The sequence below is a fragment of the Pseudomonas sp. F-14 TE3623 genome, from assembly GCF_053629015.1.
Map to the genome: position 1 here is coordinate 4693212 of NZ_JBRJHM010000001.1, position 15405 is coordinate 4708616.

Genomic DNA, 15405 nt, shown 5'->3' on the forward strand with positions numbered 1-15405 from the left:
CTTTGAAAAGGAGATTTCAATGAGCTCGATGACCACCCACCCGACCATGGCTGCGGTCTACCGCAAGGCGATGAAAACCTGGCGCCCGGTGATTCTGTATTTCGGCAGCCAACACTGTCCCGCCTGCGAAATGGCCGAGCCAGTTTTCCGTGCAATTGCCGAGAAGTACAAAGATCACGCACACATCTATGTGCTGAGTACGAGCGAATCTCCTCGGCATCCAGATGTCACCGGCACACCCACTGTGCTGTTTTACAAGGAAGGGAAATTACTGAAGAAGCTCAAGGGGATTGGAACCCGGGAAACCCTGGAAGAAAACTTCAAAAAGCACATCGGCAAGCTCAGGCCCAAACAGATTGCCCACAAACCCCGCCATGACTTGCCGTGGTTGCAGAAAACCTTCAGCACTTTATGCACCGCGCCTCGGGCACAGGGGCTGTTGAATGTACGTTTCATGAGTAATGTTTGAGTCGTCTGGGCGCAAAACCTGTGGGAGCGGGCTTGCTCGCGAAGACGGCGGCACAATCAACATTGATGTCGCCTGACACACCGCTTTCGCGAGCAAGCCCGCTCCCACAGGTTCCGCTCCTCGCCAGCTATTTATCGTCCGGCAAAGCGCAACCGCGACAGCATGCGCAAATCGCCCTGGAGATAATAGTCATCGGTCCAGCTGTCATCCGCAGCCAACGGCCGGACCTGCTTGAGCGCCAGTTTTTTTGCGAAGTAGCGGAACCGGTAATGCTCATAAAAGCGCAGTAGTTCCAGGCCGTAACGATCGGCCAGATCGGTGTCGCCACGGATGATCAGGTAGTTCTCGTCATTACCGTTGCTGGCCGCGGCGCTGAGGTTGTGGCTGCCGCTGATGATGGTCGGTGTGTCGGTGGTGAAGTCGACGACGATGGCTTTGGTGTGCACCAGCAGGTTGCCCTTCTGGCCTTTCATGTTTTCCTTGAGCCAGCCTTCCAGACCCGTATTGAGCAGCGCGGTGGCGGCAAATTGGGCGGTGCGGTCGGCGTGAAACCCGGTGATGCGGCTCACGGTGTTTTGCAGGCCGTAACGCAAGATGTCGTCGTGAGGCTGACCGAGCAACGCGTTGAGCACTTCCTCCGGCAAGGCAAACGCCGTGACAAACAGCAGGTCTTTTCTTGCGGCGTTGATGATTTCAACGAACTCACGCAAGTCGCCCTGGCCCGAACGCGGTGAGAAGCCGGCGAACAGCGCCTGATCCGGCTGCATCGGATTGTTTTCCGTGAGCCATTCCCGGGTGGCGCCGACGTCCGCCGGCGTGGCCCAGACTTGCTCGAAGGTTTGCAGGTAACTGGCGCCGATCCGAGCATCGTCCAGCACATGCACAACATTGGCCTGACGATAAACGCCGTTGGCGGTGAAATTGGTGCTGCCGCAGAGTACCGCTTCGGGCTGATGCTGCCCCGCCGCGTCGAGCCGGCTCAGCACCATGAACTTGTTGTGAAAGATGTTGTGAGTGACTCGCCCGCGCTTGTTCGCCGCCGGGATTTTTTCCAGGCTGGCTTCGTTCAGCGCCGTGGTGTCTTCGTCTGGTTGGGCGTGGTACAGAACCCGAACCTTTACACCGCGCTCAAACGCGGCGTTCACCGCATCGACGATCACCTTCAACTGATATTCGTAGATCGCGATGTCCAGCGCCCACTGGCCATCCTCGGCCCGCTCGATGAACCCCAACAAGCGTGCGAGCAGGCCATTTTCCAGCCATTGTCGCGGAGCGTCGGGCCAGGCTTCGATGGGCAGTTTCTTGTTGGCGCTGAGCAGCGCATCAAGGTCGGCGAACTTGCGCTGGAAGGCCTGACTCGCGGCCACCGCCCGGTTGAAGATGACGTTCTGGCCCGCTGGAAGGCCATTGTCGGTGGTGAGCGTCACTTCCAGAAACTCACCCAGCTGCGGCGCATCGGCGGTGCCGTAGGCCAGGTGAATCCGATAATGGATCGTCATGCCCGGATTGACCGCGTAATCGGCCCAGCGAAATTTCTGCAATGGCGCGGCATCGCTGGGGGTGGCGCGAAACTGGGGGAACGTATGAGCCTTGCCGGGGAAGGTCAGGCTATTGAACAGAAACAACCAGGGTTTGTTGCCTTGCTGTTTTTCGATGGCGAAACCCAGCAGGCCTTTGCGGCGGTGCTCCGCCAGATCGATCGCCAGCAAAACGCCGTTGGTGCCAGCGTAGGCTTTGACACGGAAATCGTCCTGGTCGTTGCGGGCTAGAACGCGCATGGGTCACTCCTGTGATTGGCTTGCTTACAGCAGCATAGGGCAGCGATGCAGATGAACTGCGATTATCCGATTCCGAGGTGATGCCATCGCGAGCAGGCTCGCTCCCACATGGGATTTTGAGCGCCGCAGATCAAATGTGGGAGCGAGCCTGCTCGCGATGGAGTCAATACTGTCAGCACAAAACTCAACCTGAAATCAGCTCATCGATATGTCGATAATCAACCTGCAACTGCGCTGCCAACACCTTTGCCCGGCCAAGATGAATCGGTCCGCGCTCAATGTCGATCAGCAACCCCGGACACTCCAGCGCCGGCAACGTTGACCATTCCTTCACCCGTCCATCCGTCACCAGCAACAGCCGTTGCTGTTCTGCCGGAAAACGCTTTTGCCGTGCCGCTAGCCAGTGCCCTGCTTCACTCAGCGCCGCCAGCATCGGCGTTCCGCCACCGGCACCAAGCCCTTCGAGCCAGTCGCGCAAGCCAGCGGAAGCTTTCAACCCTTGCACCTGCCACTTCGGTACATGGCCGCTGGCAGTCAGCAAAGCCAAGCGCGCACGCTGTCGATAGGCATCGTCGAACAGCTGCGCCAACAGTCCCTTGGCATCGCTCAACGCCTGATGGCGTCGGGTCGAGGCCGAGGCATCGACGATCACCAGCCATAATTCATGAGGACTGCGGGTGCGCAAGTGAAACAGCAGATCGTCGCGTTGACGCGGTCGGCCATTGAGCAAGGTGCCGGGCCAATTGATCGATCCGCTACGGGCTGCGTGATGCTTGCCCTGTTTACCGTGATCCAGCCGTCCTGCGCGGGGTCTGGCATTCGCCCCCGCGTCTGATCGAGGGCGAATGCCTAGGGCTTTTTTGGCCAGCTCGGCACTTCACGTCGAGCGCCGACCGGCAGCGCCTGGGCGGGCATTTCGCCCCACTGGCCCTGACCTTCGCTCGAGTTGTTGTTCTGATTGGAAGGCGGCTGCGCTGCGGGTGATTGGTGCGGCGCCGGTGGCGAGTGTTCGCGACGACGATGGCGCAAGGCAAACTCGGCGACCGCGTCGATATCTTCCTCGCTGATCGCGGTCGCGCCCCGCCATGCCGCGTGGGCTCGTGCCGCGCGCAACCAGACCAGATCGGCTCGCAGGCCATCGACGCCGGCAGCAAAACAACGCTCGGTGATCTGCGCCAGCGCGGCATCGTCGAGGGGAATGCCCGCCAGTGCCGAGCGCGCCTTTTGGCAACGCTCGCGCAGTGCGTGTTGCTGGCTTTCCCATTCGGTGCAGAACCCTTGCGGGTCGCTGTCGAAATCCAGTCGACGACGGATGATCTGACCGCGCTCGGCAGGTGCGGTGTGGCCACTGAGGGCGACGTTCAGGCCAAAGCGGTCGAGCAATTGCGGACGCAGTTCGCCCTCTTCCGGGTTCATGGTGCCGATCAGCACAAACTTCGCCGAATGCCGATGGGAAATCCCGTCGCGCTCGATCAGGTTGGTGCCGCTGGCGGCCACGTCGAGCAGTAAGTCCACGAGGTGATCGGGCAGCAGATTGACTTCATCGACATACAACACGCCGCCGTCGGCCTTGGCCAGTACACCGGGGGAAAACTGTGCGCGACCTTCGCTCAAAGCCGCGTCGAGGTCGAGGGTGCCCACCAGCCGTTCTTCGGTGGCGCCCAGAGGCAAAGTGACGAATTGACCGCTGGCCAACAGGTCCGCCAGGCCTCGGGCCAGGGTGGATTTGGCCATGCCGCGCGGCCCCTCGATCAGCACGCCACCGATTTTCGGGTCGATGGCGGTCAGGTACAGCGCGAGCTTCAAGTCATCGGCGCCGACCACGGCGGAAAGCGGGAAATGGGGGGTGTCGGTCATTTTCAAATCTCAGTCATGGTCGGTGATCCATCAGCAAATATCACAGGCACCTTCATCCCTGTGGGAGCGGGCTTGCTCGCGAAGGCGGCGTGTCAGCCAACATCAATATTGAATGACCCATCGCATTCGCGAGCAAGCCCGCTCCCACAGGTTTAAGCGCACTAGCCGTCTTCTTCTATATCCAGCAACAAATTCTCCAGCGCCTCGCGGTACTCGCCCGGCTCTTTCCACATCCCCCGCTGCTGCGCTTCGAGCATGCGCTCGGTCATGTCGCGCAAGGCATGGGGATTGTGTTCGCGGACAAACTCCCGGGTCGCCGGATCGAGCAAATAGGCGTCCGCCAGCAACGCATATTGGTGGTCGTCGATCAACTGCGTGGTGGCGTCGAACGCAAACAGGTTATCGACCGTCGCCGCCAGTTCGAACGCGCCTTTATAGCCATGACGCTTGACCCCGTCGATCCATTTCGGATTGGCCGCCCGGGAACGGATCACCCGGTTTAGCTCTTCCTTCAAGGTGCGAATCTTCGGCAAGTCCGGCTGACTGTGGTCGCCGTGATAACTGGCCGCTGCTTCACCGCTGAGGCTTTCGACGGCCGCCAGCATGCCACCCTGGAACTGGTAATAGTCATTGGAATCGAGCAAGTCGTGCTCGCGATTGTCCTGGTTTTGCAGCACTGCCTGCACCTGGCTCAGACGCTGGGCGAATTGTTCGCGGGCGGCGGTGCCTTCATCGGAGCCGCCGTAAGCGTAGCCGCCCCAGTTCAGGTAAACCTCGGCCAGGTCTTCACGGCTTTGCCACAAGCGACCGTCGATGGCGCCCTGCACGCCCGCTCCGTAAGCGCCCGGTTTGGCCCCGAAGATGCGCCAGCCGGCCTGCCGCCGCGCCGCGTCTTCATCCAGACCGGATTCCAGCAGCGCTTGCCGCTCGGCGCGGACCTTGGCCGCCAACGGGTTGAGATCGTCCGGTTCATCCAGCGCGGCGACCGCTTGCACGGCGGCATCGAACAGGCGGATCAGGTTGGCAAAGGCATCGCGGAAAAATCCGGAGACGCGCAAGGTCACATCCACTCGCGGGCGGTCCAGCAAACTCAACGGCAGAATTTCGAAGTCATCGACACGCTGGCTGCCAGTCGCCCATACCGGTCGCACGCCCATCAGCGCCATGGCCTGGGCGATGTCGTCGCCGCCGGTGCGCATGGTTGCGGTGCCCCAGACCGACAGGCCGAGCTGCCGCAGGTGATCGCCGTGGTCCTGTAAGTGCCGCTCAAGAATCAGGTTCGCGGATTGGAAGCCGATGCGCCACGCGGTGGTGGTCGGCAGGTTGCGCACGTCCACCGAATAGAAATTGCGCCCGGTGGGCAGCACGTCCAGCCGGCCGCGACTCGGTGCGCCGCTCGGGCCGGCGGGGACGAATCGGCCGCTGAGGGCGTCGAGCAGACCGCGCATTTCTGCCGGGCCGCAGGCGTCCAGACGTGGGGCAACGACGTTGCGCAGGCTGTCGATGATCGCGTTCACCTCCGACCAACTTGCTTCCTGTGGGAGCGGGCTTGCTCGCGAAAGCGGTGTGTCAGGCAAATCAATGTCGACTGACACTCCGCTTTCGCGAGCAAGCCTGCTCCCACAGGGGCCGGGTTGGGCTTGAGGCTGGTTCAACGTATGCGAAATCAGTTGAGTGGCGAACAGCTCCAGGCGTTCACGGGTATCCCCGGCGGTGCGCCAGGGTTCATCGTTAAGCAATTGCAGTTCCGCGGGACGTGGTCCGGTCCACGGCTCGGCCAACGCACAATCCAACGGATCAAACCCCAACGCAAACGCCTTGGCCAGCGCCCGCAGCAAGCTCGATTGCGCCCCACGGCCATCGCCGCGAGGAATTCGCAGCAAGGCCAATAAGGTGTCGATGCGCAACCGCCCGACCGGCGACTCGCCAAACACGTGCAGGCCATCGCGGATCTGCGACTCCTTCAAATCGCACAGATACGTGTCCAGACGCGGCAACCAGATCGCCGCATCGGCATCGCTGTCGAGCTTCTCGTCCAGTTGCAGTTCGCGGTCGATGTGCGTGTCGCGCACCAGTTGCAGAATGTCGCGTTGCAGTTCCCGAGCGCGGCGCGGATCGAGCAATTGCGCTTCGTAATATTCGTCGGCCAACAATTCGAGATTACGCAGCGGACCGTAGGTTTCGGCGCGGGTCAGTGGCGGCATCAGGTGATCGATAATCACGGCTTGCGTACGGCGCTTGGCCTGGGCGCCCTCGCCCGGGTCGTTGACGATAAACGGGTAGATGTTCGGCAACGGCCCGAGCAATGCGTCCGGCCAGCAGTTTTCCGACAGCCCGACGCCCTTGCCCGGCAGCCATTCGAGGTTGCCGTGTTTGCCGACGTGGATCACGCCGTGAGCGCCGTAGGTGTTGCGCAACCAGAAGTAGAAAGCGAGATAGCCGTGAGGCGGCACCAGGTCCGGGTCGTGATAGACAGCACTTGGATCGACCTGGTAACCCCGGGCCGGTTGAATGCCAACGAAGGTCAGGCCGAAGCGCAGACCGGCAATCATCATTCGTCCGCCACGGAACATTGGATCGTTTTCGGGTGTGCCCCAACGTTCCAGCACGGCTTGGCGATTGGCCTCGGGCAACGCGTTGAACATCAGGTTGTAGTCGTCCAGCGCGAGGCTTTGATGACAGGGACGCTGGTCGAGGGTGTCGAGGTCGTTGCTGACACCGCCGAGCAATTGCTGGATCAGCGCGGAGCCGCTGTCCGGCAGTTCAGCTGGCAATGGATAACCTTCGGCATGCAAGGCCCGCAGGATATTCAACGCAGCGGCCGGGGTATCCAGGCCAACGCCATTGCCGATGCGCCCGTCGCGAGTCGGGTAGTTGGCGAGGATCAGGGCAATGCGTTTTTCGCCATTGGGCACTCGCGCCAGATCGATCCAGCGCCGCGCCAGTTCGGCGACAAAATCCATGCGTTCCGGCTGCGGCCGATAGCAGACCACGTCGGACTGACTGCGCTCACTGCGCCAGGCCAGATCCTTGAAGCTGATCGGCCGGCTGATGATCCGGCCGTCCAGTTCCGGCAGCGCGATGTGCATCGCCAGATCGCGAGGACCGAGACCTTGTTCGCTGGCGCGCCAGCCGGGTTCGTTGTCTTGGGCGCAGATTGCTTGAATCACTGGAATGTTGCGGCGAAACGGCCGCACGTGCGGCGCTTCGGGACTGGACTGGGCGAAACCAGTGGTGTTGAGAATCACCCCCGCCTCGACTTCATCCAGCAAGTCCTCAACCACCGTCAGGCAGCCGGGCTCTTTCAGACTGGCCAGCGCAATCGGCAACGGGTTCAACCCCGCCGCTTGCAAACGCTGGCAGAAAATATCGATGAAACCAGTGTTCGCCGCCTGCAAATGCGAGCGGTAAAACAGCACCGCCGCCACCGGCTGATCAGCTTGCCAGCCGGCTTGCCAATCCTTCAGTTCTGCGGGGCTTTTTTGCGGGTGGTAAATCGCGGTGCGTGGCAGGGTTTGCGGCTCGGACCAGGCGTAATCACGGTCCAACCAGCGATTGGCCAGGCAGCGAAACAGGTCGAGCGCATTGGCCATGCCGCCCTGACGCAGGAAGTACCAGAGCCGGTCGCGGTCTTGCGGAGTTACGGTGCTCAGGTCACTGAGTTCCGGGTCCGGACGATCGTCCCCCGGCACCAGAATCAGTTGCACGCCGCGCTCGGACAATTCCACCAGACGCTCGATGCCATAACGCCAATAGGCGATGCCACCGTGCAGCGAGATCAGAATCACCTTGGCGTGGCGCAGCACTTCGTCGACGTAGAGATCGACCGAGGCGTGATTCTGCACCTGCATCGGGTTGGCCAGGCGCACGCTCGGGTAATCGTCGGGCAACTGCTGCGCCGCTTCGGCGAGCAACGCCAGGCTGGAATCGCCGCTGCACAGGATCACCAGCTCGGCGGGGGTTTGTCCAAGGTCGGCAATATTGTCATCCGACACGAAACCGCCGGGCTGGGTCCTGAGCAGGTGCATGGTTTAAACGCTGAGCGCAGCGCGCAATTGCGCTTCAAGTGCAGCGGCGTCGAGATCCTGACCGATCAACACCAGACGGGTGGTGCGCGCTTCTTCAGCGCCCCACTGACGGTCGAAGTGTTTGTCGAAACGCGTGCCCACGCCCTGGATCAGCAGGCGCATCGGCTTGTTCGGCACTGCTGCAAAACCTTTCACGCGAAGGATGCCGTGCTGGACCACCAATTGAGTCAGCGCATCCATCAGCAGGCTTTCGTCGGCTTGTGGCAGCTCGATCGAGATGGAATCGAACGCGTCATGGTCATGGTCGTCTTCACCTTCGTGGTGATGATCGTGATGGCTGTGACGGCTGTCGATGTGTTCTTCGGAACCGGCGCCCAGGCCGATCAGCACGTCCAGTGGCAGACGACCGCTGCTGGCTTCGATGACTTTCACCGCTGGCGGCAGTTCTTCGGCGACTTCCAGGCGCACGCGGGCCAGGTCTTCAGCGCTGATCAGGTCGGCCTTGTTGAGGATCACCAGGTCGGCGCTGGCCAGTTGGTCGGCGAACAGCTCGTGCAGCGGCGATTCGTGGTCCAGGTTCGGATCGAGTTTGCGCTGGGCATCGACCTGATCCGGGAACGCAGCGAAGGTGCCAGCAGCCACGGCCGGGCTGTCGACCACGGTGATCACCGCGTCAACCGTACAGGCGCTGCGGATTTCTGGCCACTGGAAGGCTTGAACCAAAGGTTTTGGCAGGGCCAGACCCGAAGTTTCGATGAGGATGTGGTCGAGGTCGCCGCGACGAGCGACCAGTTCGCGCATCACCGGGAAGAACTCTTCCTGAACCGTGCAGCACAGGCAGCCGTTCGCCAGTTCGTAGACGCGACCGTTGGCTTCTTCTTCGGTGCAACCGATCGAGCACTGCTTGAGGATTTCGCCGTCGATGCCCAGCTCGCCGAACTCGTTGACGATCACCGCGATACGGCGGCCCTGGGCGTTGTCGAGCATGTGGCGCAGCAAGGTGGTTTTGCCCGAGCCGAGGAAGCCGGTAACGATGGTGACGGGGAGTTTGGCCAGTGTTTTCATCGGATGCCCTTTGGCAAGGTGGCGGGCATACGGGACGACAATCGCAGCGGCAGGTGCACGCGCGCAAGAGTTCCGCCACCGGATCACCCCGCCCGGTTGTAGTGAGAATCTGTGTCGAGGCAGGTCTCCTGGCTGACGGTGTGCCAATCGTTCGACTGGCGTTTGCTGCGCCTTCCCGCGAACCTGATGGATCAGGGCTTGCAGTGGCGTGGCAGCGAACATCACCGTTCACAGTTGCGGGGGCAGCCGCGGCTTCGACCGCGTTCCCTTCTTAGCTTCGGCAGACGCCGAAGAACCTCGAAAGCGCAAGGCTACGCATCGTGTGGGGGCGGGTCAATGTCCACCTGAGTTCTGTGGCGCCTGAGCCGACGCCTTCGCGAGCAAGCCCGCTCCCACATTTGAAATGCGTTCCCCTGTGGGAGCGGGCTTGCTCGCGAAAGGAGCGACTCGGTATCCAAGTGAGAACCCTTGCCAATTGACGCCCAACCCCCGCCCATGCTCTCCTACACACCTTGTTACGGGTGCCCTTCACAGGGTGAAACGGGAAACCGGTGAATCATGTGCTTTACTCTAAAGCCATGTCAGTCCGGTGCTGCCCCCGCAACGGTAAGCGAGTGAAGCGTCAGATCCACTGTGCCCGTCATACGGCATGGGAAGGTGATGCTTGCAGGTTTCGGCGCAAGCCCTGCCCCTCGCGAGCCCGGAGACCGGCCCGCAACACAAAGTGACTTTTACGTTCACTGAATAACAAACCCGCGGTGGGCGGGCGCTGTTCGAAATCTCTGTGTGCCCCGGCGTGCGGAGGTTTTCATGCGCTCTATTCACCCGCTGACAGACCAGAGGGAAGCGCCATGTCGATCATCAGCAGCACCGGCAGCAACACCGATAAAAAGATCACGATCAGCACCACTACTACCCTGAGCCAACGCCTGACCGCCGCTTTTTGTGCGTCGATCCTTGGCGCGTGCCTTGTGTATTTCGCCGGTTTCTCGCACATCGAAGCAGTGCACAACGCCGCGCACGACACCCGTCACAGCTCCGCCTTTCCGTGCCATTGAGACCTGCTGACATGATCAAGCGTATTGCGCAAACCGCAGGTTTCGCCGGGCTGCTGGCCGCCCTGCTGTTGACCCTGCTGCAAAGCTTCTGGGTGGCCCCGCTGATTTTGCAGGCCGAAACCTACGAAAAATCCGAGCCGGCCGCTGTTGAAATTCACGAGCACGCCGCGGGTGCTGTCACCGCTCACACCCACGATGCCGAAGCCTGGGAGCCGGAAGACGGCTGGCAGCGCGTGCTGTCGACCACCGGCGGCAATCTGGTGGTAGCGGTCGGTTTCGCTTTGATGCTCGCGGGCCTCTACACCTTGCGCGCCCCACGCCGTACCTCTCAGGGCCTGCTCTGGGGGCTGGCCGGTTATGCGACGTTCGTGCTGGCGCCAACCCTCGGCCTGCCACCTGAGCTGCCGGGCACTGCTGCTGCGGATCTGGCGCAACGGCAGATCTGGTGGATTGGCACGGCAGCGTCCACTGCTGTCGGCATCGCGCTGATCGTGTTCAGCCGCCACTGGCTGATGAAGATCCTCGGCGTGGCGATCCTGGCTGTGCCTCATGTGATCGGTGCGCCGCAACCGGAAGTGCACTCCATGCTGGCTCCGGAAGCCCTGGAAGCGCAGTTCAAAATCGCTTCGCAGCTGACCAACATGGCGTTCTGGCTGGCCCTGGGCCTGATCAGCGCCTGGTTGTTCCGCCGCAAAAGCGATGGCCAATACTCCGCATGACTGACGTCAGCGCAGCGCCGACCCTGGTGGTCGGCCTGGGCTGCCAGCGCGGCTGCCCCGTCAGCACGCTGCGGGCGCTACTTGATCAGGCGTTACAGGCCCATCAAATCGAGCTTCGTGAGATCAAGGCCCTGGCCAGCATCGACCTCAAGCGCGAAGAGCCCGCCCTGATCGAACTGGCCGAACAGCTGGCATTGCCGTTGATGTATTTCAGCAGCGAACAATTGGCCGGTTATGAACCACAACTCAGCCACCACTCGGACATCGCGTTCGAACGCACCGGCTGTTACGGCGTAGCGGAAAGTGCCGCGCTGGCATTGGCCGAACAGTTGGCTCAGGCACCGGCAAAGTTACTGATTCCACGACAAAAATACGCCCAGGCCACCCTTGCATTGGCCAGCGCCGCGTAAAATCCCCGATAATCCCCGTCTTCGATCATGAGCAATCTTCATCTGAAGCGTGCCCATACCCTTTTTCTGACAGGAAACGACGATGACCGTCTACTTTATTGGCGCAGGCCCCGGCGACCCGGAACTGATCACCGTCAAAGGCCAACGGCTGATTCGTAGCTGCCCGGTCATCATCTATGCAGGCTCCCTGGTGCCCGCCGCGGTGCTGGAGGGTCACCGGGCCGAACAGGTGGTCAACAGCGCCGAATTGCACCTGGAACAGATCATCGAGCTGGTCAAGGCCGCCCATGCCAACGGCCAGGACGTGGCCCGGGTGCATTCCGGCGATCCGAGCCTGTATGGCGCGATTGGCGAGCAGATTCGCTACTTGCGTGAACTCGACATCCCTTTCGAAATCATTCCCGGCGTCACCGCCACCGCCGCCTGCGCGGCCCTTTTGGGTGCCGAGCTAACCTTGCCGGACGTGTCACAGAGCGTGATTCTGACCCGCTACGCCGACAAGACCGCCATGCCGGCCGGTGAAGAGCTGGGCAGTCTGGCGCAGCATGGGGCGACCATGGCGATCCACCTGGGGGTCAATCATCTGGAGAAAATCCTCGCCGAATTACTGCCGCACTACGGCGCCGATTGCCCGATCGCGGTGATTCATCGGGCGACCTGGCCGGATCAGGATTGGGTGATGGGGACGCTAGCGGATATTGCCGGGAAGGTTGAAGCCAAGGGGTTTCGCCGGACGGCGCTGATTCTGGTGGGCCGGGTGTTGGGTAGCGATCACTTCAGTGAATCGTCGTTGTATCGCGCGGGGCATGCGCACCTCTACAGACCCTGAGATGATCGTTCCCATGCTCTGCGTGGGAACGATCAAAAAAAAACGGTGCTCACGGGCACCGTTTTTTATGTCGCAGTGAACACCTTAGTAGTAGGCGTTTTCTTTCTGCGTGTGGTCGGTCACGTCACGAACGCCCTTGAGCTCAGGAATACGCTCGAGCAAGGTGCGCTCGATGCCTTCGCGCAGGGTGACGTCTGCCTGGCCGCAGCCTTGGCAACCGCCGCCGAATTTCAGCACAGCAATGCCGTCTTCGACCACATCGATCAGGCTGACCTGACCGCCGTGGCTGGCCAGCCCCGGGTTGATTTCGGTTTGCAGGTAGTAGTTGATGCGCTCGTTGACCGGGCTGTCAGCGTTGACCATCGGTACTTTGGCGTTTGGCGCCTTGATGGTCAGTTGGCCGCCCATGCGGTCGGTGGCGTAGTCGACTACCGCATCGTCCAGGAATGCTTCGCTGAACGAGTCGATGTAAGCGGTGAAGCTTTTGAGCCCCAGCGCTGTGTCTTCAGGTTTTTCTTCGCCCGGCTTGCAGTAGGCAATGCAGGTTTCGGCGTACTGGGTGCCAGGCTGGGTGATAAAGACGCGGATGCCGATACCCGGGGTGTTCTGCTTGGAGAGCAGATCAGCCAAGTAATCGTGGGCGGCGTCGGTAATGGTAATAGCGGTCATGGAAACTCCTCGCAGGCTTGGACGCAGTTTACGCCAATCATCGCGCCGGACAAAGTCCTAGTATTTTTGTCGGGAAAGCGCAGCTGATCCAATGTGGGAGCGGGCTTGCTCGCGAAGGCGGCGACACAACCAACATTAATGTTGCCTGACACACCGCTTTCGCGAGCAAGCCCGCTCCCACACTGGGTCGCAGGCACCTCTAAATTCCGTGCATCAAAGATTCTCGTAGCGGTTCATGTCCAGCACGCCCTCTTCCACCGGGTCGGTGTCGTGGATGTAGCGGCTCAGATCATGGAAATACTGCCAGAACTGCGGATGGCTACGGCGAATGCCCCAGCGTTCGACGATTTTCTCGAAACTGGCAGCATCCTTCGCGTTTTCCATCGCGTCAACGAACGCGGGCACTTGCCCGGCCGGGATGTTGAACATGAAGTTCGGGTAGCTGCTGAGCACACCCGGATAAATCGTCAACGTATCGAGCCCCGGCTGATAGCGCAGCGACTCACCGAGCAGGAACGCCACGTTGCTGTGGGCGCGGTTGCGCAGCAGGCTGTAGACCTCGCGCTTGCCGCTTTGGGTCTCGATACGCAACATCGTGGCTTCCGGCAACTGATCGATGACCTTCAGCCCTGCAGCCGGACGTGAAGTCAGGCGGCTCAAGGCCTGTTCGGCGTTCTGCAAGGCCAGATCGATGTTCGGTCGCGAGCAATAAGCGCCATCGCAACGGTTGATCGGGTCGGGCCTGGCATTGAGGTCGCCGTACCGGGCCAGCAATTGCAGGGCGAAATCGCGTTTCGGGTCCTTTTCGTCCAGCGTCAGCGCCGTTGGTTTGTCATTGTCGATGTACTCATAATCCAGCCACATCTTGAACTTGCCGCCGTTCTGATACCAATCGTCGAGGTAGCCGTCCCGTGAGTCGGCCGGCATCAGACGCAAGAAGTTCTGCTCGGCACCGTTGCGGATCAGGTCGAAGTACAACCGGGTCTGGGCCTGATGGGATACGTTGCCAAACACATCGAAGTTGACCGCCAACTGGTAATACGTGCGTTCCAGCAACGGGTAATCGAACAGCCAAATGGTTTGCGGCACGTCACCGATCAGGCCTTTGTTCACCGAGGCGCTGTCGAAATGCCGGAAGATACTCAGCAGCGCGTTGTCATTGCCGGCCCACAGGGTCGACCAGCTCGGTGCCGCCAGATCGGCATAGCTGTCGCGGCGCAAGGCTTCGTACTCGTTGCGTTTGTCGCGGTAGTCGTGCCACAGGCTCAGAACACTGCCGACGTCATCGTTCTGCCCCGGCATCGCCAGCAACGGCGTGGCCTGCCCGCGATAATTCGGGTCGGTGATGTAAAGGTCATGCTCCGGGGCCTGGAACAACGCCCAGAAGTTATCGCGAATCACGTCGGTGGCGATCTGACCGCGGCAGACCGGGCCACGAATAAAGGTGCGCACGAAGTACTCGGCGTTATCGAGCATGAACTGGTAACGCGCCTGAGCCGGGATGGCCTCAAAGGTCGTGAACGGATTGGCCCGTCGTTCCGGCCCATAACCTGGCAGCGCGTTGACCTGCCAATTGCCGCTGTAGAACAGGCTTTTGATCCGCGCCATCTTCGCCGCACTGAACGGATAGGTGATGTGGGTCTTGTGCACGATCACGCCTTGCACCGGCCACAAACGGTAGTAAACCTGAGTGCCCGGATCGTCATTCGGACGGCGGGTATTGATCAAATCAATGGGCTGCCCCGTCGGCGTGCGCGAACGTACCCACTGAAAGAAATGCCCCGGCTCGCCGTCTTTGAAAAAGATGTGCGCCAAAAACCAGTGTTCAAACAACCAGCGCCCGACCAGGCTCTCCCGGGCGCCCGGCGCGTTGAGCAGGTTTTCCCACTGCACAACCTGCAAGGCTTCCTTGGCGCTGGGCACCAGGCCCTGCTCATCAATCGGCGCGCCGGAGGCCAGCCAGCGTTGCAACGTCTGGTATTGCTGATCGGTCAGGCCGGTGACCGCCAACGGCATGCCTTCTTTCGGGTGGGAGCTGGCGTAGCCGTCGAACTCCCCCGGCATGGCGCACATGTTTTCCCGGTTCAGGCCCAGGACGATCTCCTCCGGCAATTTGGCGTTGGGTTGCAACGGGGTTTTGTGGCCCAGTTCGAGCATCCGAGCCATCAGCGCCGCCTGGCTGTCTTGGGCGTCGAGCACCGAATAAAAGCCTTTTTGCTGCCAGGCACGCTTGCCGAAGGCGTCATAAAACAGCCGGGTCGGCGCCGCTGCCTGGCGGCGCTCGCCGTCATAGACAGGCGCCTTCGTCGCGCCTCGGGCCACCCCTTCGCCACTGCCCAGATTGAGCTGACAGGCGGAATCGTAGCAGGCATGGCAGGCCACGCACTTTTCGGTGAAGATCGGTTGAATGTCGCGAACGTAGGAAATATCCGGACCTTGTGCAGCAGCGCCCCCGCTTAAAAACAGCATCAATAGGCTGGTGACGACGCGATACGACATATCCCTGGTCCTGATCATGAGAAA

The 15405-nt window shown here is 61.1% G+C and carries 12 protein-coding genes and 2 riboswitches; of the genes, 5 read left to right on the forward strand and 7 right to left on the reverse strand.

All coding sequences use genetic code 11. The features are described from left to right. The first annotated feature begins 19 nt into the window (after positions 1–19). On the forward strand, positions 20–469 hold the full coding sequence (locus tag AB7M29_RS21705) for a thioredoxin family protein (protein WP_454247914.1): 450 nt from the start codon (positions 20–22) through the stop codon (positions 467–469). A gap of 131 nt (positions 470–600) precedes the next feature. Here AB7M29_RS21705 and AB7M29_RS21710 read toward each other — a convergent pair whose 3' ends face one another. From AB7M29_RS21710 to cobW, 5 genes are all read right to left on the reverse strand, one after another. Continuing rightward, positions 601–2247, reverse strand: coding sequence for a phospholipase D-like domain-containing protein (locus tag AB7M29_RS21710; protein WP_454247915.1), 1647 nt, complete (start codon positions 2245–2247; stop codon positions 601–603). 184 nt (positions 2248–2431) lie between these two features. Continuing rightward, positions 2432–2977, reverse strand: coding sequence for a vWA domain-containing protein (locus AB7M29_RS21715; protein ID WP_454247916.1), 546 nt, complete (start codon positions 2975–2977; stop codon positions 2432–2434). Positions 2978–3096: 119 nt separating this feature from the next. After that, the gene (locus tag AB7M29_RS21720; RefSeq protein WP_454247917.1) at positions 3097–4104 is read right to left on the reverse strand and encodes an ATP-binding protein; all 1008 of its coding nucleotides are present in this window, start codon (positions 4102–4104) and stop codon (positions 3097–3099) included. Between the two features lie 161 nt (positions 4105–4265). Beyond that, positions 4266–8132, reverse strand: a complete 3867-nt coding sequence (gene cobN / locus AB7M29_RS21725) for a cobaltochelatase subunit CobN (protein ID WP_454247918.1) — start codon at positions 8130–8132, stop codon at positions 4266–4268. 3 nt (positions 8133–8135) lie between these two features. Then, a complete protein-coding gene (gene cobW / locus AB7M29_RS21730; RefSeq protein WP_007898232.1) occupies positions 8136–9197 on the reverse strand; it encodes a cobalamin biosynthesis protein CobW in 1062 nt (353 codons plus the stop codon). A 101-nt stretch (positions 9198–9298) separates the two neighbouring features. Beyond that, positions 9299–9512, reverse strand: a riboswitch (cobalamin riboswitch). 187 nt (positions 9513–9699) lie between these two features. Then, positions 9700–9927, forward strand: a riboswitch (cobalamin riboswitch). Between the two features lie 121 nt (positions 9928–10048). On the opposite strand from cobW, the gene AB7M29_RS21735 reads away from it, so the two are divergent. From AB7M29_RS21735 to cobM, 4 genes are all read left to right on the forward strand, one after another. Next, positions 10049–10255, forward strand: coding sequence for a CbtB domain-containing protein (locus AB7M29_RS21735; protein ID WP_123722376.1), 207 nt, complete (start codon positions 10049–10051; stop codon positions 10253–10255). Between the two features lie 11 nt (positions 10256–10266). After that, on the forward strand, positions 10267–10974 hold the full coding sequence (locus AB7M29_RS21740) for a CbtA family protein (RefSeq protein ID WP_217856326.1): 708 nt from the start codon (positions 10267–10269) through the stop codon (positions 10972–10974). Next, positions 10971–11384, forward strand: coding sequence for a cobalamin biosynthesis protein (locus AB7M29_RS21745; protein ID WP_007898224.1), 414 nt, complete (start codon positions 10971–10973; stop codon positions 11382–11384). Before AB7M29_RS21740 ends, AB7M29_RS21745 begins: the two co-directional genes overlap by 4 nt. A gap of 82 nt (positions 11385–11466) precedes the next feature. Beyond that, positions 11467–12213, forward strand: coding sequence for a precorrin-4 C(11)-methyltransferase (gene cobM / locus AB7M29_RS21750; protein ID WP_454247919.1), 747 nt, complete (start codon positions 11467–11469; stop codon positions 12211–12213). Between the two features lie 84 nt (positions 12214–12297). On the opposite strand, the gene nfuA is transcribed toward cobM, so the two are convergent. Then, positions 12298–12882, reverse strand: a complete 585-nt coding sequence (gene nfuA, locus AB7M29_RS21755; protein WP_007898222.1) for a Fe-S biogenesis protein NfuA — start codon at positions 12880–12882, stop codon at positions 12298–12300. A gap of 213 nt (positions 12883–13095) precedes the next feature. After that, complete coding sequence (locus AB7M29_RS21760; protein WP_454247920.1) at positions 13096–15381, reverse strand: fatty acid cis/trans isomerase; 2286 nt, start codon at positions 15379–15381, stop codon at positions 13096–13098. Positions 15382–15405: the final 24 nt, after the last annotated feature.